The following is an 18520-nucleotide window of genomic DNA, read 5'->3' as shown; positions in this document are numbered from 1 at the left end:
AGCTACTGCTTTTACTCTCTATCTCTAATTTTTTGACGAGGTTAATAGTGCTTTAAGCTTTCAAACTATTCTTTTTTCTAGGTTCGGTTTTTACCTTCCGGTTGTGGTTCAGTGAACCGCTTCCCTTTTGGCGCTTTTCAAGAATAGCCTAATAACCAGGGTGATGCGAGTAGAGGGAACCGAATCTTTTTGTAGTAATTTTTCTACTTTCTTATTTATCGCAAGTATGGTATAATCCGCAGATTTTGTTTGTATAGCCGTCAATACTCCTCCCATAAAGAAATCCCCAGAAGGGTGATAATCTGTTCCCATCCCAAGACAGAAGCTCTAATTTCTATATTTGTTATGGCAATGACCCGTGTTAGGACACAAAGGGTAAGACATCCTCGATCGCCAGAACGTAAGGAATCGAACTGATCGAGCTGTTTACGAATTCGACTACGCGAGCGGATAAGCGGATAAAGAGAGAGTGTCCAAAAACTGACAAGAACTGCAAAAGCTTGTGGCGCGGGTATCCCACCCGATCGCCCAATTAAATTTAAATATCTAACACATCAATATAATGGTGGCGATTATCATTGTATTTAATTGAGCCAGTCCGATCGCCCAAACGAGGAGAACTCGCACCACAAATCTGTATCGGTGGGTGGGAAGAACAGTGTTTCAACTTAGATTGACTCACCAGGAGACTTCTGAGGCGATCAGGATGACGCCGATTACGGTGAGGTGGCTGATCTGTGGCTGGGAGGAAGAGCGAATTATCGATCGCACTCGCCCTCAATACATTGTTGTCTGTAACATTGGATTTGTCTGGAAAAGGGATGACTGTGAAGTGTTTCTGAGTCATCAGCTAGCTGAGCAATAATTCTAGGGCTTGCGTTTAAAGCCATTTAACTAACTAAGGCAAAACTCTAATTCCACCCCGACAAACTATTTCCCCGGTATTCAAAATTAACTCCTCAATTTCGACTTCTGGCCCAAAATCAATTTTAAAACTATCTACAATATGCTTAGTGGATGATTGTGAAAATTCGATTTCTGGATTCTCTAACATCAATTCGTGACCCCTCAACATCCGCAAACCAGTCCGCAATACAAAGGGGATTTGCGTACCTTCAGGGCGCAAAATAACAGCAGAAAGCGTCAACAAACCTGCATTAATTACTATTTGCGAATTTTGTAATATCAGAGGCTGTTCCCGATCGCCTAGCGGCAGTATTGGCAGTAAAAAATCGCTCAAAGCATTAGCAAGCAAAGGTGCTTTCAGCGACGCATTTAAATCGGCTTGAATTAGCCGTAAAACGCCGAATACGGGAAAGGATTCTAAAAGGCGGAGTGGTTGACCTTTGATAACTTGACCGAGGTTAACGCGGATGCCAGCACCCTCTATGGCGATGGAAGTTAGATGCAGTCCCTGATAGATAGCACCGCGAGCTGTTGCCGTTACTTTGGGGATCGCACCACTGAAGATTTGTCGATCGCTCCCCTCTATTTTCACGCTCAACTCTGACACCTGCTGAACTTGCGATCGCAGCCACAACTGCACCGCCGGAGACAGCACTGCACTCGCGATTCGGCTGCCTTGACTCCTTGATGGTATCCCCGAACCCTGCTGCTTACCGAAATTAGCACCTCCCAGTTCCCCAGTAGGGTCAGATCCATTGTCAAATTCCCAAGAATTGCGATCGACTGTCATAAAAGATTTCAGAATTGGAACTTTCATATTCAAACACAAAAATTACACCATCCGGGCTGCTTGAGGTGCGGGGATTCTCGCTGACTCCCCATCGCCGAAAGTAGGGAAAATTGTCCCCGCTAGCTCCCTGGTTGCCAGCGTTGTCATGTATGGAAGCTCAGACTACCGCAAATTTAACTATAAACCTAGTATTTGTTTTAGTGTTAGTTTATAATTGTCTCGTCTAACCCCGCACCTTTGTAACCAGCAGTCGAGCGAAGGTGCAGGAATGGCGATCGAGAGTGAAAACCTAGAGTTTTCATACAATCTTCAGGGTTATTGCATCGGGACAATCTGCGGATGTGCCAACCTTTGTACGGTTTCGCCAACAGTATAATTTGTTCAAAATCAGGAAATGAAGTTTACAAAATTTCCGATTTGCGATGTCAGATTTACAACGTCAGATAGCGCCTAACACATACCACAGACACCGATTGCCTAATTGGTCGGGGCTAAATGTATCGAAAGCATCCAAAATAAAACTCTTCCTGTAACGTAACATTTGTACATAGTTTGTCTAAATCGTGTCAAGATTTAGCTGGACTGCCATCCAAGCAACAACTTTACGAAGCTGTCGGCCTAGGAGTCCGTAAACCCCCAATAAATTTAGGGGTATTGGAAGAGAAAGATTCACCAACTTTTAAATCCAAAGTCACACCAGTGTTGATGAGACACCGTTAATCAATTCAACCTGTCGTATTTCCTCCCCCAACTCAAGAGTTGGGCGTTTCCAAACTCCCGTCATGTCAGATGAAAGGCTACAAAAAATCCTCGCCCAGTGGGGCATCGCCTCTCGCCGTCAAGCTGAACAAATGATGATCGCTGGACGAGTGCGAGTCAATGGTCAGGTCGTGAATTTAGGACAAAAAGCTAATCCAGATATCGATCTGATCGAAGTCGATGGAGTGCCGGTCAAGGCGACAGAACGACCAGCGTCAGTCTATCTGTTACTTCACAAACCCCCTGGGGTAGTTTCGACTTGCAGCGACCCCAGGGCGCGATCGAAAGTTCTGGACTTGCTGCCTCCCAAACTACGTTCCGGTCAAGGCATTCACCCGGTAGGACGCTTAGATGCAGATTCTACGGGCGCACTGCTACTCACTAATGATGGTAAGCTGACATTTTGTTTGACTCATCCGCGTCATTCGATATCCAAAACTTATCAGGTTTGGGTGCAGGGGCATCCTCCCGAACCGGTACTGCAAGCGTGGCGTCAGGGGATCGTGTTGGCCGGCAGAAAGACTATGCCAGCTCAAGTTGAAGTCCTAGAGCGCACTCGCAACCAAACCATGTTGTCCGTTATTTTATCAGAAGGGAGAAATCGACAAATTCGGCGAACCGCCGAGCAGTTAGGATATCCCGTGCTGGGCCTACACCGCACAGCCATTGGCTCGATTCAATTGCAGCCACCTTCGGAGCCAATATTGCCAGTAGGCTGCTGCCGACCTCTTACAAATTCTGAAATTATTTTTTTATGGAGTCTAGTCAACCTAACCTCAACCAATGTGCCAGTCAACATCAGGAAGCACAGCCTATGACAAAGAATTTATTTTTTTTACTTTTCAAAACCCCTAAAAAAAAGCTGCCTTCCCAAGAGGCAGAACGCGCCCAAAAGCTAGCAGAAATTGGCGCAAAACTCCGCCAGTTCCGGGAAAAAGAGTCGATTTGCTTGGACAAAGTAGCTGTGGTGACGATGATTCGGCGGGATCTGCTACAGGCGATCGAGGATGGTCAACTAGATCGACTTCCCGAACCAGTCTACACTCAAGGTTTGATCAAGCGGTACGCCGAGGTCATGGGTTTGGACGGGGCTGAGTTTGCCGACTTTTTCCCGATCGAACCAGCACCTCGATCGGTACCCAAGTTATCCTGGCAAGAATGGCCTCAGTTGCGGCCGATGCACTTGTACCTGTTTTACACATTTCTAATTATCTTTTCGGTCAATAGCTTGTCTCAATTGATGGGTGGTTCCTTCCCAGGAAGAAACGAGCTGGTCAAAGAACAACTCGCACTTCAAGAACAACAAGCCCGTTTAGCAGTCGAGTCCGATCGCCTCGCCAAAAAGCAGAAAGTGGATACTTACACAACTCTACAAGCGGGAACAAAAGAGGGAAATTTAAATAAATCTAGCGATAAACCAGTAATGGTTAGCGTCACTTTCAAGGAAGAATCGTGGTTGCAAATTGAAATCGATGGCAAAACCGAGTTTGAGGGAACTTTGCCTTCTGGGACTCAGCGCACTTGGCAAGCTAAAGACAAATTAGTGGTGGTAGCGGGCAACGCCGGCGGGGTACTAATTGCCTTTAATAACGGACAAGCAGAGCAACTCGGAGACCCTGGAGTTGTCAAACAAGTTGTTTTCAAAGCTGACGAACTCAAACCTTCAGAAAAAGCCAAAAAGGAAGGGTAATTGGTAATTGGTAATGGGTAATAGTTAGTTGTTACTTGTTAGTAGTTAAGAGTTTTGGGAGCATCCCGATTTTGCATAGGCGAAGCATGACCGCAGACAATTTATTAGTGATAACCAGAGATTTACAGCGGTCATGCTTCGCCCCTACGAATATACTTGCCAAATAGAGATGCACCCAGAGTTTTTCTACTAACAAATAACAACTAATAAGTTACCCATTTTTAATTTCTCTTAGGGGAACGCCCACAGATGTAAGTCATGGTTTTGAGCCGATCGCGCACTTCCCAATTCAAAGCTTCTGCCCGATATCGCCAGCCCCAATTTCCCTCTGCTTTCCCTGGAAAATTCATCCTGGCATCTGCACCCAAACCCAACAAATCTTGAAACGGAACAACTGCCAAATTAGCAATCGAACCCCAAGCCATGCGGATTAAAGACCAATGAATCCCTTGGGGATCGAGGCAGCCCAAATAACGATAAACCTCTTCTCTTTCGTGGTGTTGCAGTTGATTGAACCATCCGACAGTCGTATCGTTGTCGTGAGTCCCAGTGTAGACTACACAGTTACGTTCGTAGTTAAAAGGCAAAAAAGGTTCATTGGGACCTGAGTTAAAAGCAAACTGCAAAATCTTCATTCCCGGAAACTCAAATCGATCGCGCAAAGCTTCCACTTCAGGAGTAATTAACCCTAAATCCTCAGCGATAATTGGCAGGTTGCCAAACTTCTCGTTAATTACCTCAAACAAAGCTGTTCCCGGCGCTTGAATCCACTCTCCCTCGATCGCATTTTTTTTGCCGCGCTTAACAGCCCAGTATGCCTCAAATCCTCTAAAGTGGTCTATTCGAGTCACGTCTACATAATCAAAAATCGCTTCAAAACGCTGCACCCACCACTGGAAATTATTTGCTTGCAACTCCTCCCAATTGTAGACAGGGTTGCCCCACAATTGACCTGTACTGCTGAAGTAATCAGGGGGAACTCCCGCCATTAAAGCTGGTTCTCCCGTGGGTTCATCCAAGCAGAATGTTTCGGGATGAGACCATACATCTGCGCTATCGTGAGCTACATAAATTGGAATGTCACCAATAATTTTAATGTCCCGCAGGTTAGCATAACGTTTCAACTCCGTCCACTGGCGAAAAAACTCAAACTGGACGTATTTGTAGTAATAAATCTCAGAATTTAGCTGCTGCCGCCACTTGTCTAGCGCATCGGGTTTTCGATGAGCAATATCTGATTCCCAATTGTTCCAGCTAACACCACCAAAGGATTCTTTGAGAGCCATAAACAAGGCATAATCTTCCAGCCATATCGCTTTGCTTTCACAAAAAGCCGAAAATTCTCTTTGCTGCACCGGCGATGCTTTCGCCTTAAAATTTTCGGAGGCTTTTTTGAGCAATGGCAATTTCAGAGCCACTGCGCGCTCGAACTCTACATAGTCGAGGGGAAATTCCGGCCAATTAGCCAAGTCTTCATCTGTTACCAATTGCTCGTCTCGCAATATTTCCGGGCTGATCAGCATCGGATTTCCTGCCATTGCTGAATAGCATGAATAAGGAGAATTGCCGTATCCTGTGGGGCCCAGTGGCAATATTTGCCAGTATTGCTGGTCGCTTTCTACTAAAAAGTCAATAAAGCGATAGGCTTCTATTCCCATGTCGCCTACGCCGAATCGACTGGGAAAGGATGTGGGGTGGACTAGAATACCGCTAGATCTGGGAAAAAGCATAATCTATCTCAAGATATAGGAGTTCAACGTTGACAATTTTACCGATCTTCCCTACAGGTTAAACTTCGGAGTTTTTCGGTTTTTTTTCAGTGCAATTACTTTTGTGATTGTCTCATATTTTGGTTAGAGTGTGTTTGACCAATAGTTTGATTTTCTTTAAGCGATCGCAGCCGATAGATTCATTTTCCGAGTTCATCAATGCTCTCTTGGTTTTTGAGAAATGATTCTAACTTTTCCCAAGGATTTTACAGTAAATAAACATGAATTAGCCGACTGTTTTTGTATCTTAAGAAACAGTCGGCTCGGAAAGTAGCTGTAAATAAGCTAAGTTTAAGTTTGCTTGTTCAACAATTTCTGAACTTGTGTCAGAGCAATAGCGCCGATGTTGTATACGGCCCAGCCGCCAGCCAACAAAACGGGCATCAATACTATTAGTATCCGCAGGTCAAAATCCATTGTTTCTCCTCCTAAAGTTTTTTCACAAATTCTGTTGACTCTCCCCAGTTAAGCTCACGCCGGGATTCTTAAGACTGGGCAGCCTTAATATCCCTATTGCTGGGGTTTCCGGGCGCAATCCTGTTGCCAAACATGGCGGTCTGCTATCCTAGTGTGGCCACTAGCTCCTCGGTCGTAACTTTCCCCCTGTCGGGGGGTAGGTTTTAATGTCTTGTACTGACAAGTCCTTGGAGACCTCTGCGTAAAAGCAAGTCTTGAACAGGCCGGATACCTATTCCACAATCATGATGACAGAGGTGTATTTGACTAGGCAAAAACACTGGGTTAACATGATTCGGCACGATCGGTAAATCAAGGCAGGATTTATCCTGCAACTACCTTCGATCCCTCGACTCAAGTCAAGCAGGTTTTCCGGCTATTCTTTATAATCTATTTTTATCTTATTGTGTCACCATTCTTCAGACTAAACAAGCTAATCTTTGCCACCGAAAGTTCGATCGCCCCCGCCATCTGGTCATCTCGCCCGGTGGGCGTGAGTTGAAATGGTCGATCGCCTCGCACAGCAGCACATCCCAGGATCAGGCCATAATTTGTCTAGCGATCCCTTCCACCACCGCAGTTAGGGGATCGTTGGGGTAATGCAAAGCAAAAACTCCCTTACTCGCCAGCAGCATCATTTTGTCACTGTGGGGCAGAACTCCTGCCACTGGGATCTTGTATATCGTCTCTACTTGCTGCTTCAAATCATCAAAGTCCAGGGATTCCGGGGCTTTATTGATAGTCATCAAGATCTTTGGCACTTCTAATTGTCGGGCCACATCTACCGTCACAGCCGTTCCTTGAAAGTCTTGCTGATCGGGACGCAGGATCAGCAGCAGAATATCGGAAATTGTAATACTGAGCAGAGTTTCTTCGTTGAGGCCAGGGTGAGTGTCGATAAATAGGTAATCTAAGTCCAGAACCTCGATCAGCTCTTCAAAACCATCCGTCAGCAATCCTACGTCGTAGCCTTCACGCAAAACTCGTGCGATTTCCCCTGCTTTAATGCTCGAAGGGATCAGGTAGAGTTCGCCCTTATTGGCTAATGGTGGCAATAGGGAAGTTACTTTGCAGGCTGTATCGGCGATCGGACATCGACCCCATAGGTAATCATTCAGACAGCGATCCATATTGTTTTCAGTGAAACCGAACAATACATGAATCCCAGGGGATTGAATATCGGTGTCTACAATAGCCACCCGATTTCCTTTGCTAGCGATGATAGATGCCAGGTTTGCTGTCGTGTTCGATTTGCCAGTTCCACCCCGGTAGGAGTGGACAGAGATGGTTTTGGACATGGTTTAGTTTGGAGTGTGAGATGAGGACGCAAATTACTACTTTCACATCCTCCGCTACCATTCGACCCTTTGACAAGCTATGGCAAAAGGAAGATGGAAGATGCCAGAAGCTCTAATAGTCCTGATTGGTTGGATTTTTGAGCCTGTTTTTTGCGGATTTGCGCTGTCGCATTTGTCGGGCTTTGGCTTGCAAATCGCTCAACTCCCCATCAGCTTGAGTTTCGATCGCCCCGTCAAGCAGTGTTTGCTCAACAGTCACAGGGGTTTGGGATGGCTGAGCTGACAAATCGCTCAACTCCTCATCGGTTTGAGTTTCGATCGCTCCGTCAAGCCCTTTTTCCTCAACAGTCACAGGGGTTTGGGATTCCTGTTCAGCTTCACTCCGTGCCCCGCGCTGCTTGTGTTTTTGAGATTTTTGCTTTAAGTGAGCTAAGTAATCCTGGGGCTGGCTTTCAGCGTTTTGAGGTGTCGTCGAAACAGCAGTTATTTTGGGTATTTCTGCGGGTGGAGAAGCAGAAGGAGCAGAGAGTTCTTTTTTGCTCGCTCTAAGTAGATCTTTTTTTTGCTGCAATTCTTTAAAGAACTGAGATTGCGTAATTTCTGCTACTTGCTCATCTTTTTGGGCTTGGTCTATTTCAATTTTGAAAACTTGTTTTACGCGATCGGTAATTGCTTTCCCGTAACCGGATTTATTAAATCTGTCGGCTAATACAATACTGCCACCAGTGACAACTAAAGCTAAGGCCGGTGTTGCCATCGGCACCCACCCTCCTAACCAAAAAATCCCAAAGCTGGTGATGCAACATACTCCCAGCATTCCCACAAAGGTGAGTATCAAGCGCGTAGGGTGAGTTATCCGCCAAGCCAAGGTTCCTCCCACAATGGACCATCCCGAAATCCAGAGAATTTCTAGCCATTCGGGCCAAAACCAAAATAAAGGTCGATCGTCTAAAACCGCACTCAAAATTTGGCTAACGACTTGTGCGTGAGTAACTATCCCCGGCATGAATTGGTTTTTGTCTTTTCCCGCACTGTAAGGAGTATAAAAAAAGTCTTTAACAGTTTCTGTGGTGTAACCGATGAGAACTATTTTATCCTTAACCAAGTTCGGGTTGATTTTACCTTCCAAGACATCTGTTAATTTGACTTGGTTTGCTACTTTACTTCTCGACCTATAGTTAATTAGTATTTGATATCCTCTGAGATCGACATTTGTATATTCTCCGTCATTGGGTTCCAATTTTTTAAACTGCTTTTGACCAAGCCATAGAGATTGGTCTTTCGCGAGTTTGGGGTAAATTTTTTGCGCTTGCAGGTAGCGCAATACTAGCTGGAGATTAAAGGAAAATAAAACTTGGGAATTGTCGTTACAAAGGTGTTTTTCGGTAGGATAGTTAGTCTCTATAGCCGGGGGTTTCATAAATAATAAAGCCCTGCGCACTATGCCACCGGAATCTACTCCGAAATCTGCAAATCCAATCCGGTCTTTTGGTATTCCGGGGGGAGGCGGAGTACCGGGACTATCCCCAGTACCATCGGTGACTAAACAAACTCCGATCGTGCGATCGCTTCTGCGCAAAAATTTAGTTAACTCGTCCCGCCCCGCTCCTTGGGGTACATCTCGCAGGACATCTAAACCGATGACTCGTGGCTGTAGTTTGTCTAGTTTTTGTAAGATTTCGGTTATTTTGCGATCGGATATGGGCCACTGTTTAAGCCTCTGAATGTCTGATTCGGTAATTCCGACAATTAACAAGCGCGAGTCTGGACTTTCGTCAGGACGCCACCTCACCATTTGGTCATAAGCCGCTAACTCTACTGATTCGAGTATTCCAAGCTGTCTAGCCCCAATTAAGGACAAGGTTACGGCTGCGCTAGCTATTAGTACAGACCTCGCAAATGTTACCGAAGGTTTATAAAACTTACTCAATGGGGTTGTTACCGATCGAATTTGGTTAAATATATTACTCATGGTCCCTGGATAAAGGTTTGAGTCGTTTGTGGAGCAGCAGTTTGTAGGCGCTGGCCTTAACCCTCGACTGTCTCTATCTTAGAACAGTCCGAAGATTCCGCAACTTTGTCAAAAATTTTTACCGTTTTTAGCTTTCAGTCTCCGTAATAATCCTTACGACTTGGACAACTTGATGTTTGGGCTGTTGAGAATACACTTGCCGATCGCATTAATTAATGCTATTGATATGTCAAGGTTAAAAATGTGTATCTACAGCGAGTCTAGTTGCTCGAAAAAATTTCTCGCAAACAGACAATTTCTATGTTTGCAATATTATACTCAAAGGTACAAAAAATGAAACGTTTTTTACATCTTGCTACGGTTTCGGTGGCTTTATCTGCGATCGCAGCCACTATCCCCACGATACCTACACCAGTGCGAGCCCAATCTCAACCAATTCTTCTGAGCCAGAGTCTTAACTTCCAGCCTCCCGACGTCACAGCCCCCGCCAACCGACAAGGGGGGACACATCGTGGTAATGGTGAATGTCCGGCTGGCTTATCCATTACTCCTTTAGTACCCATTAGTAATATTGGTTTAACACTCACAGATTCGCCTACATTTTTTGTGTATGTCCCTCAAACTGATGCCCAAATAGAATTCACATTGCTCACAGAAAAGGAAGACGAATTAGTCTACGAAAAAAGCTTCAAAGTTGACAAGCCAGGGATTGTAGGGGTCAATGTTCCACCCGGAGCAAAAGACAAGTCTGTGCAAGTAGGTAAGCGTTATGTCTGGTCATTTTCCATGATTTGTGATAATCAAGATCGATCGGCGGATTTAGTAGTAAAAGGCTGGGTAGAACGAGTAGAAAAAGAAGCCAATGTCCAGAACAGTTTAAAAAAAACCGACCCGATGACAAGAGTGAACTTTTACGCCCAAAATGGGATTTGGTATGAGACTGTCACAACTCTAGCCGAACTGCGCCGTCAGAAACCAGCAGATTCAGTTTTGACCGCAGAGTGGAATAAATTGTTGCACTCCCAAGGACTTGATTCCGTAGCCACTCAACCTCTGGTTGAATCTCTTTAATTTTTGCTCGATTGTGTCAAGATTGAGATGGTTGTAGTGTTAATCAGAAGTTTCAACTCCTGGTTAACCCTACAAAAATGCCATACCACACTTCTACAATTTAGTCAAAGCAATGAAAGGTTTTCTGCATCTTACTACTGTTTATACTAAGTATCTGGCTCTAGGGGCGATCTCAGCTATTATTTCTAGTCTACCAGCACCATTGCTAGCTGAGTCTACCCCAATGCAACTGAGCCAGAATATTAATTTCCAGCCCCCAGATGTGGAAGCTCCCAACAATCGCCAAGGTGGAACCCATCGAGGGGATGCGTGTCAAAAAGAATTATCGATTATTCCCTTAATCCCAGACAGCAATTTTGGTTTAACCCTAGCAGCCTCGCCAACATTTTTGGCTTACGTTTCTGGGCCTGGTACTGAAGTGGAGTTTACTTTGCAAACAGAAGATGAAAAAGCAACGGAAATTTACAAAACTACCTTCAAAGTTGACAAGCCAGGGATTGTTGAGGTAACTATTCCGACTACTGATAATCCTCAGAAAACTCTTCAGGTAGGTCAGCGATATCAGTGGTCCTTTGCGGTGATTTGCAACTCACAAGATAGAGCCGGAGATTATTTTGTCAACGGTTCTGTACAGCGGATTGAACCTCAGCCAAGCCTCAAAACCGATTTAGCGACTCCCGACCTGATCGCTAGACTGAGCGTTTACGCTAAGAATGGGATTTGGTACGAAACAGTAGCTAATCTCGCCCAATTACGCCGTCAGGCTCCTGATGATGCCAAGCTGACAGCAGAGTGGAGTCAATTATTGCAGTCTCAAAAACTAGATGCAGTGATGAGTCAACCCCTAGTTCAATCTTTCTAATAATCACTCCTGACAACACACAACTGACAGCTTACTAATGAATAATCAGTTTCCCACAATTCTAGCTCTGGATTTTGACGGCGTGATTTGCGACGGATTAATCGAATATTTTCAAACAGCTTGGCGCACCTACTGTCAAATCTGGAAGCCCGCTCAAACAGCCCCAGATCCCGATTTAGCTTCCAGTTTTTATAGAGTGCGTCCAGCCATTGAAACTGGTTGGGAAATGCCCCTGCTGATTCGCGCACTGCTGACAGGAATTACGGAACAGCAAATATTGCTAGATTGGCCAAACATTGTACCACAATTGATGTCAGAAAATGATTTAAAAGCAGCATCAGTTGGGGCTATGTTAGATGGATTGCGGGATAATTGGATTGCCGAAGATTTGCCTGGATGGCTTTCTTTGCACCGTTTTTATCCAGGAGTAGCCGAAAGTTTATGCAGATGGCAGGAGACTTCGGTCAAAGTGGCGATAGTTACGACAAAGGAAGGTCGCTTTGTGAGAGAACTTTTGCAGTTAGCCGGTGTCAAATTACCGTCAGAATTAATCTATGGCAAGGAATATAACAAGCCAAAACATCAAATTTTGCGGGAATTTTTGGCAGCATCTGGCGAAGATGCTACTATTTGGTTTGTGGAAGACAGGTTAAAAACTTTGCTCTCGGTGAAACAGCAGCCTGATTTATCAGATGTGAAGTTATTTTTAGCGGATTGGGGTTACAATACTTTGGCTGAACGGGAATCAGTAGCTGAAAATCCCCCAGTTCAATTGTTGTCTCTATCACAGTTTGCGGCCGATTTCTCCCATTGGCTCCCGGAGCAATCATGATGTTATGTAGTAATGAGTAAAAAAGCCACAAGTAACAAACAAACAACCAACAACCAACAACAAATAACAAATAACAAATAACAAATAACAAATAACAAATAACAAATAACAAATAACAAATAACAAATGTTAGATTTAACAAAAGCAGCAAAAGCAATGCAGGGAATGAGCCAACATTTAACCGTGGAGGCTGTGGCCGCTCGCCAGCGTTTGGAAGTCGCTCAGAATTTGTTACAAAAAGCCGCAGCGAGACAGGAAGAATTGGTAGAATTACAAGAGAGTTGGCGCGATCGCACTTTATTTAATTCTGCCACACCGATCGAGTCCTTGTCCGATCGCACTTATATCCCAGCTCCCCCCACAGCCCATACAGTCTTTGCCACAGACGGCTCACAAATTTCACCAAACCATCACGAAATAGCCTACTGCTACCTGCTCAACATCGGCACTGTCATGCTCCACTATGGGCAAAGTCGCCACCCAGTTTTAAACAGTGTACCAGAAGTTTTTTACAAACCAGAAGACTTGTATATTTCCCGACAGTGGGGAATTAGAACAGAAGAATGGATGGGATATCGGCGGGCAGTTTCCGAAGCAATCTTCTTAGCAGAAATGGGGGAAAATTGGGCGAAAGTTAATAACCATAAATTGCCAGCACCAGCTTTAGCAATGGTAGACGGTTCCCTGATTTATTGGTTTTTAGAACCCTTACCCACCGATGCCCGCGATTTAATTTTGCAGCCCATCTTAGCAGCATGGGACAAGTTGCGTTTAGCAGGAATTCCCCTATTAGGATATCTGAGTGCTTCTCGCAGCAGCGATAGCTTATCTTTTTTACGATTTCAAGCTTGCACCCACGAAGTACCCGACTGCATAACTAACTGCCCCAATGTCGGATTTGCAGCCACACTTTCCTACGCCGAAAAAGCACCTTGTCAAGTATTTGAACCCTTGCGAGATGTCATTTTATGGGCCACAATCTTGTCACCGGGAGAAAGAAGTCCTTTCTGGAAATCCCAAGCGAGAATTTTAGATTTGTACGGCTTGAATTCAGTCTATTTTTGTTACGTTCATGTAGGGACAGAAATTGCTAGAATAGAAGTGCCGGAATGGGTAGTAGAAGATTCAGCCCAGCTAGATTTAGCCTTGGGAATGATGCTCGCTCAGGTACGCAAAGGCGGTGGCTATCCAGTCACCTTAGCAGAAGCCCACAATCAAGCTGTGGTGAAAGGAGGAGATAGAGGTCGATTTTTCGCTTTATTGGAGCAAGAAATGATTAAAGCTGGTTTACAAAATGTCGGAATTTCTTACAAAGAAACACGGAAACGTGGCAGCATTGCTTGAAATATACAGATTGTTTTATAGCCTTAGCCATCACAACTATAATTAAATAAGAGTTAAAAATGTTATATGCCCCTAGAATTAATTATCTTAATTGCCTCATTACTTGTATCTTGGTTAGTATTTAATTGGGCAGTGAAAGTATTGAAGGCTAGCATCGGGACGGCGATTGCTTTGGCCGTAATTGTGCTGACAATGCAGTTAATGTTCGGCATCGGACCCAATCAGTTGTTTCAGTATGTAATTCACCTACCAGAAACACTTTGGAAAATGATTTCGGGTAAGTAAATTTAACGGTCTAAGTTGAAAAATCGGCGGTTTCAACCGCGACTATAAAAACTAAGTCCGCCTGGGCGGACTAAGAAATAAGGGAAGATTTTTGCTGTTTCCTTCCAATATTAACTTCCTAGCATTTGCAACTTATACAAACTAGCATACAACCCTTCTTGTTGCAACAATTCCTCATGGCTACCAGACTCTATTAATTGGCCGCGTTTAAGCACTAAAATGCGATCGACATTTCGGATAGTCGAGAGTCGGTGAGCAATAATTATCGCCGTTCTTTCCGCCATCAAACGCTCTAGAGCTTCTTGAATCAAAGATTCTGTACCCACATCCAAACTAGCAGTTGCTTCATCTAGAACTAAAATACTGGGATTGCGAATAGCCGCACGAGCAAAGGCTAATAACTGCTTTTGTCCCCCAGATAGATTTGTACCTCGCTCCCGCAATTGCGTGTCATAACCTTGGGGCAATTGTTCAATTAAACCGGCAACATTTGTCTTTTCTGCTGCTGCTTGGATTTCCTCGATCGAGTAATTTTCACCCAGACTAATATTGCTTTTCACATCCCCAGCAAATAAAAATCCATCTTGGATGATCACCCCTATGTGTCGCCGCAATTCTGCTTGAGGCAAATCCCGAATATCAACATGATTAATTAAAATACGTCCTTTAGTGGGCTCGTAAAGGCGACACAACAGACGGATAATCGAACTTTTCCCCGCACCTGTGGGCCCAACTAATGCTACTTTTTCCCCAGATTTGATTGTGAAATTCAGGTTTTGCAGCACATATTCGTCTTCTTTGTAAGCAAACCACACATTGTCAAATTGGATTTCTCCAGATTCACCATCCGGCGATTGAAGATTTTTTCTATTATCCTTTGTTAAGCCCAAATTGGGCGGGGTGACTTGGGAATTTTTAGACAATAGACGATATTCCGAAGTGGGCGGATTTTGATGATTATCATCGCTCAATTCTGGTGGGAATGGAGACAAATTATAACCAATTGCGTCTGGATGTCCCGTTATCAGCAGCGGTGAATAATATTCTGCTTTTCCTTCTTTGCTATTCCCTATTCCTACTTCTTGCTTCTGTTGGATACTTGGATCTTTAATTTCGATGGGTTCGTTGAGAATATCGCTAATCCGTTCAACCGCCGTAAATCCTGCTTGAATAGCGGTAAATTTTTCTGCAAATTGCCGCAGGGGATCGAAAAGACGCTGAGCAAACAAAATGAATGCAGAGAGAGTCCCAAAATTAATTGTACCTCCCAGAAGACTTTTACCGCCCATCCACAAAACTGCCGCTATCGCCACTAAAGCAATCCATTCTAATGTCGCAGATACGGCTGAGTCGTAAAAGATTGTTTCATCAATTGCCTTAATGTAGCGTTTATTAGTGACACGAAACAATTGTGAGTTGAATTTTTCACGACGAAATAGCTGTACTACACCAATACCAGTCAAGTTTTCTTGCAGTTGTGCATTGAGATCGGAAAGTTCTTCTCTAGTCTTGTAATTGGCTATCCGATATTTATACTGAAAATAAACTATGAGGGCGGTAATTGGAATCATCATTAACACCAACATTAAAGCTAATTGCCACTGCATGGTAAACATGAATACGGCAATTACTAATATTGAAAATAAATCGCTGATAATCCCGATCGCCCCGGAAGAAAAAACTTCCCCCAAAGCCTCTACATCACTGGTGAGACGAGTCATCAGTTTACCTACAGGAGTGCGATCGAAAAATCGGACGGCTAGGGAGGTGACATGGGCGAACAAATCATTTCTAATATCAGTAGTAATTATTTGCCCTACCTTCGTGACTAAATAGCCTTGAACTGATTGCAATACTAGCCGAAATGTGATAGTTAGCATCAGCATAACTGCCAGAAGATTTAATCCGGCAGACAAAGACATTCCCCGCAGAAATTCGTAGGTAGGTTCAGCTCGAATTAGCGAAATTGCCTGTCCGATCAAGACAGGTTGAACCGCGCCGGATACTGCTAGGGGTACTAATAGGACGATCGAAATAATTAACAAGCGTTTGCTGCGCCCTGCGTAAGTGGCCAACCTCATGAATAACCGCCAGTCTGTTTCGCGGCGGGGTTGGTTGTTGGTATCTGCTACTGGTGAGGAAACAGTCATTCGATTTTAGATTTTATAGGAAAAATTTGAGATGGCAGAAGCGATGCTACTACTATATGTTAGTATAGTAGCAAATACAATCATTTAAATTATCAATTTCTCTATTCATAGGAGTTATTCACCTCTCTTAACTGTCTCTCTGTGTTCTCTGCGTACTCTGTGGTTAAATAATTCCGAATTAGGAAACCGATGTAGTATATTATTCTAGAGGGCGATCGCAATATCTTCAGGAGTAAAAGTCGATGCGTAAACTTTTGTTGCAAATATTGGTATTAAGTCCAGTAATTTTAACTTTTTACTCCATCACTCCCCAAAGTACGATCGCCCAAGAAGTCGATCGCCAAACTGGCGCACCAACTCCCACCAATGTTTCTCAAGCAGCAGAAATTAAACCAAATAGCTGGGCTTTCCAAGCACTACTATCCTTAGCAAAACGCTACAGTTGCCCGATTGTCCCCTCACTTGGTACTACTTTAGGCGATCGACCTTTAAAACGCTCGGATTTTGCGCTAAGTTTAAATAGTTGTTTGGAAAAAGTTGATCGGGCGATCGCCACAGGTACACCCACAGTCAGCCCCGAAGATTTAGCCACAGTGCAACGTTTGCGATCGGAATTTGCCTCAGACTTAGCATCAATCAGTCCTTTACCAAAAGCAACACTTGATCCTAACCCCCAAAATCACCCACTTTCAAAGCCAGCTAGTGGAATTGTAGCGCCACCTTTTTCAGAAACAATTCCCCGCCGACAAGCAGCAATTCAAAATTCTACTCCTTTGTCTAACAATCGTCCTCCTGGCAATTTTACAGGCACTGATATATTAAGAAGTAGAAATTTTGAGGGCATGAATCCGCCACCACCTACAATATCATCTCCGGCAAATCTGCCTGCACCAGAATTCGATCGCGAAGGATACAACCGCATTTACGAAAACTCTTATCAGCGGGCTAGCAACAACCCACTGTCAACCTTTGGCATCGATGTCGATACAGCATCCTACAGCAATGTGCGACGCTTTATCAATAGCGGTGTGATGCCGCCAAAAGATGCAGTGCGTCTGGAAGAACTAATTAATTATTTTACCTACGACTATCCACAGCCAAAAGGCGATCGACCTTTTTCAATAAATACAGAAGTAGCCAATGCACCCTGGAATACCCAACACAAATTAGTCCACATTGGCTTACAAGGAAAAAGCATTTCTACCAAAGATTTACCGCCGAACAATCTCGTATTTCTGATCGATGTTTCCGGTTCCATGAATTCCCCAGACAAATTGCCGCTACTCAAAGCATCTTTAAAATATCTCGTCAGCGAATTGAGAGCCAAAGATAGCGTTACAATTGTAGTCTACGCCGGAGCCGCCGGATTAGTTTTGCCCCCAACACCAGGAAGCCAAAAAGAAAAGATCTTAGATTCCCTCGATAAGTTACAAGCAGGCGGCTCTACCGCAGGCGGGGCGGGCATTCAACTTGCCTACAAAGTTGCCAAAGAAAACTTTATCAAACAAGGAAACAACCGCGTTATTCTGGCAACAGACGGCGATTTTAATGTCGGCACTTCCAGCGATGGGGAACTGGTGCGCCTGATAGAAGAAAAGCGAGAGCAAGGAGTTTTTCTGAGTGTCTTGGGATTTGGCACAGGTAATTTGCAAGATGCCAAAATGGAACAACTAGCCGATAAAGGTAACGGCAATTATGCTTACATCGATAGTTTATTAGAAGCCAAAAAAGTGTTAGTCACTCAAATGGGAGGCACGCTATTTACCATCGCCAAAGATGTTAAAATTCAAGTAGAATTCAATCCAGCCAAGGTTCAAGCTTACCGTCTAGTTGGCTACGAAAATCGAGTTTTGCAAAATCAAGATTTTAATGACGACAAAAAAGATGCGGGTGAATTAGGTGCAGGACATTCGGTAACGGCAATTTACGAAATTATTCCGGTTGGTGTCGCCAGCGATGTCAAATTACCCGAAGTCGATCCATTAAAATATCAACCAAACCCAGCCACTCAGTCTGCATCTCAAACTGATGAATTGATGCAAGTCAAATTCCGTTATAAAAAACCTAACGAGACAGTCAGCCAGTTAATTACACAGTCAGTAATTGACAAACCTGTTAAATTGGAAAATACCTCTGCTAACTTCAGGTTTGCTGCTGCTGTAGCTGCTTTTGGGATGGTTTTGAGAGATTCTGAGTACAAGGGAACAGCCAATTTTGATGAAGTATTGAGGCTGGCAAATCAGGCGAAAGGTGAAGACAAGGAAGGCTACCGTGCAGATTTTCTCCGTTTAGTTGAAAGCTGCAAGACGCTAGCAGCAAAAAACGGTACTTCCTGA

15 protein-coding genes are annotated in these 18520 nt (G+C 44.2%); 8 read left to right on the top strand and 7 right to left on the bottom strand.

Going from position 1 to position 18520, the window contains the following annotated elements; translation table 11 throughout:
• Positions 1-538: 538 nt before the first annotated feature.
• Complete coding sequence (locus AAFP11_RS09205; RefSeq protein WP_341736770.1) at positions 539-847, bottom strand: hypothetical protein; 309 nt, start codon at positions 845-847, stop codon at positions 539-541.
• A gap of 51 nt (positions 848-898) precedes the next feature.
• Positions 899-1723, bottom strand: coding sequence for a DUF2993 domain-containing protein (locus AAFP11_RS09200; RefSeq protein WP_341736769.1), 825 nt, complete (start codon positions 1721-1723; stop codon positions 899-901).
• A 755-nt stretch (positions 1724-2478) separates the two neighbouring features.
• On the opposite strand from AAFP11_RS09200, the gene AAFP11_RS09195 reads away from it, so the two are divergent.
• Together AAFP11_RS09195 and AAFP11_RS09190 are read left to right on the top strand one after the other, a co-directional pair.
• The gene (locus tag AAFP11_RS09195) at positions 2479-3273 is read left to right on the top strand and encodes a pseudouridine synthase (protein WP_341736768.1); all 795 of its coding nucleotides are present in this window, start codon (positions 2479-2481) and stop codon (positions 3271-3273) included.
• A complete protein-coding gene (locus AAFP11_RS09190; protein ID WP_341736767.1) occupies positions 3270-4145 on the top strand; it encodes a RodZ domain-containing protein in 876 nt (291 codons plus the stop codon). Before AAFP11_RS09195 ends, AAFP11_RS09190 begins: the two co-directional genes overlap by 4 nt.
• A gap of 221 nt (positions 4146-4366) precedes the next feature.
• On the opposite strand, the gene malQ is transcribed toward AAFP11_RS09190, so the two are convergent.
• From malQ to AAFP11_RS09170, 4 genes are all read right to left on the bottom strand, one after another.
• Complete coding sequence (gene malQ / locus AAFP11_RS09185; RefSeq protein ID WP_341736766.1) at positions 4367-5875, bottom strand: 4-alpha-glucanotransferase; 1509 nt, start codon at positions 5873-5875, stop codon at positions 4367-4369.
• Positions 5876-6205: 330 nt separating this feature from the next.
• Complete coding sequence (locus AAFP11_RS09180; RefSeq protein ID WP_341733143.1) at positions 6206-6331, bottom strand: photosystem II protein Y; 126 nt, start codon at positions 6329-6331, stop codon at positions 6206-6208.
• 578 nt (positions 6332-6909) lie between these two features.
• On the bottom strand, positions 6910-7668 hold the full coding sequence (locus AAFP11_RS09175) for a MinD/ParA family protein (protein WP_340517561.1): 759 nt from the start codon (positions 7666-7668) through the stop codon (positions 6910-6912).
• Between the two features lie 112 nt (positions 7669-7780).
• On the bottom strand, positions 7781-9640 hold the full coding sequence (locus tag AAFP11_RS09170) for a CHASE2 domain-containing protein (RefSeq protein WP_341736765.1): 1860 nt from the start codon (positions 9638-9640) through the stop codon (positions 7781-7783).
• A 333-nt stretch (positions 9641-9973) separates the two neighbouring features.
• Between AAFP11_RS09170 and AAFP11_RS09165 the strand changes: the two genes are divergently transcribed.
• From AAFP11_RS09165 to AAFP11_RS09145, 5 genes are all read left to right on the top strand, one after another.
• Complete coding sequence (locus AAFP11_RS09165) at positions 9974-10711, top strand: DUF928 domain-containing protein (protein WP_341736764.1); 738 nt, start codon at positions 9974-9976, stop codon at positions 10709-10711.
• A gap of 112 nt (positions 10712-10823) precedes the next feature.
• Positions 10824-11573: a DUF928 domain-containing protein gene (locus AAFP11_RS09160; protein WP_341736763.1), complete on the top strand. Its 750-nt coding sequence runs from the start codon at positions 10824-10826 to the stop codon at positions 11571-11573.
• Positions 11574-11610: 37 nt separating this feature from the next.
• The gene (locus AAFP11_RS09155) at positions 11611-12405 is read left to right on the top strand and encodes an HAD family hydrolase (RefSeq protein WP_341736762.1); all 795 of its coding nucleotides are present in this window, start codon (positions 11611-11613) and stop codon (positions 12403-12405) included.
• 126 nt (positions 12406-12531) lie between these two features.
• A complete protein-coding gene (locus AAFP11_RS09150) occupies positions 12532-13749 on the top strand; it encodes a DNA double-strand break repair nuclease NurA (protein WP_341736761.1) in 1218 nt (405 codons plus the stop codon).
• Positions 13750-13815: 66 nt separating this feature from the next.
• The gene (locus AAFP11_RS09145) at positions 13816-14034 is read left to right on the top strand and encodes a hypothetical protein (protein ID WP_341736760.1); all 219 of its coding nucleotides are present in this window, start codon (positions 13816-13818) and stop codon (positions 14032-14034) included.
• A 110-nt stretch (positions 14035-14144) separates the two neighbouring features.
• Here the strand turns inward: AAFP11_RS09145 and AAFP11_RS09140 are convergent, their stop codons facing one another.
• Positions 14145-16184 (bottom strand): ABC transporter ATP-binding protein, encoded by a 2040-nt coding sequence (locus AAFP11_RS09140; RefSeq protein ID WP_341736759.1) that lies wholly within the window; start codon positions 16182-16184, stop codon positions 14145-14147.
• A gap of 242 nt (positions 16185-16426) precedes the next feature.
• On the opposite strand from AAFP11_RS09140, the gene AAFP11_RS09135 reads away from it, so the two are divergent.
• Positions 16427-18520 carry a von Willebrand factor type A domain-containing protein gene (locus AAFP11_RS09135; protein ID WP_341736758.1) on the top strand — a complete coding sequence of 698 codons (2094 nt, stop codon included), beginning with the start codon at positions 16427-16429 and terminating at the stop codon, positions 18518-18520.

The sequence above is a fragment of the Microcoleus sp. CAWBG640 genome (assembly GCF_020883015.1).
Lineage (GTDB): Bacteria > Cyanobacteriota > Cyanobacteriia > Cyanobacteriales > Microcoleaceae > Microcoleus > Microcoleus anatoxicus.
The sequence above is the reverse complement of the archived record's forward strand: the minus strand, read 5'-3'. Positions and strand labels throughout refer to the sequence as shown.

Excerpts from the sequence above, each read along its gene's own strand:
- AAFP11_RS09135 (WP_341736758.1), top strand. The coding sequence starts at position 16,427 with ATGCGTAAACTTTTGTTGCAAATATTGGTATTAAGTCCAGTAATTTTA.
- AAFP11_RS09205 (WP_341736770.1), bottom strand. The coding sequence starts at position 847 with ATGACTCAGAAACACTTCACAGTCATCCCTTTTCCAGACAAATCCAAT.
- AAFP11_RS09150 (WP_341736761.1), top strand. The coding sequence starts at position 12,532 with ATGTTAGATTTAACAAAAGCAGCAAAAGCAATGCAGGGAATGAGCCAA.
- AAFP11_RS09200 (WP_341736769.1), bottom strand. The coding sequence starts at position 1,723 with ATGAAAGTTCCAATTCTGAAATCTTTTATGACAGTCGATCGCAATTCT.
- AAFP11_RS09180 (WP_341733143.1), bottom strand. The coding sequence starts at position 6,331 with ATGGATTTTGACCTGCGGATACTAATAGTATTGATGCCCGTTTTGTTG.
- AAFP11_RS09165 (WP_341736764.1), top strand. The coding sequence starts at position 9,974 with ATGAAACGTTTTTTACATCTTGCTACGGTTTCGGTGGCTTTATCTGCG.
- malQ (WP_341736766.1), bottom strand. The coding sequence starts at position 5,875 with ATGCTTTTTCCCAGATCTAGCGGTATTCTAGTCCACCCCACATCCTTT.
- AAFP11_RS09190 (WP_341736767.1), top strand. The coding sequence starts at position 3,270 with ATGACAAAGAATTTATTTTTTTTACTTTTCAAAACCCCTAAAAAAAAG.
- AAFP11_RS09195 (WP_341736768.1), top strand. The coding sequence starts at position 2,479 with ATGTCAGATGAAAGGCTACAAAAAATCCTCGCCCAGTGGGGCATCGCC.
- AAFP11_RS09145 (WP_341736760.1), top strand. The coding sequence starts at position 13,816 with ATGCCCCTAGAATTAATTATCTTAATTGCCTCATTACTTGTATCTTGG.
- AAFP11_RS09175 (WP_340517561.1), bottom strand. The coding sequence starts at position 7,668 with ATGTCCAAAACCATCTCTGTCCACTCCTACCGGGGTGGAACTGGCAAA.
- AAFP11_RS09170 (WP_341736765.1), bottom strand. The coding sequence starts at position 9,640 with ATGAGTAATATATTTAACCAAATTCGATCGGTAACAACCCCATTGAGT.
- AAFP11_RS09155 (WP_341736762.1), top strand. The coding sequence starts at position 11,611 with ATGAATAATCAGTTTCCCACAATTCTAGCTCTGGATTTTGACGGCGTG.
- AAFP11_RS09160 (WP_341736763.1), top strand. The coding sequence starts at position 10,824 with ATGAAAGGTTTTCTGCATCTTACTACTGTTTATACTAAGTATCTGGCT.
- AAFP11_RS09140 (WP_341736759.1), bottom strand. The coding sequence starts at position 16,184 with ATGACTGTTTCCTCACCAGTAGCAGATACCAACAACCAACCCCGCCGC.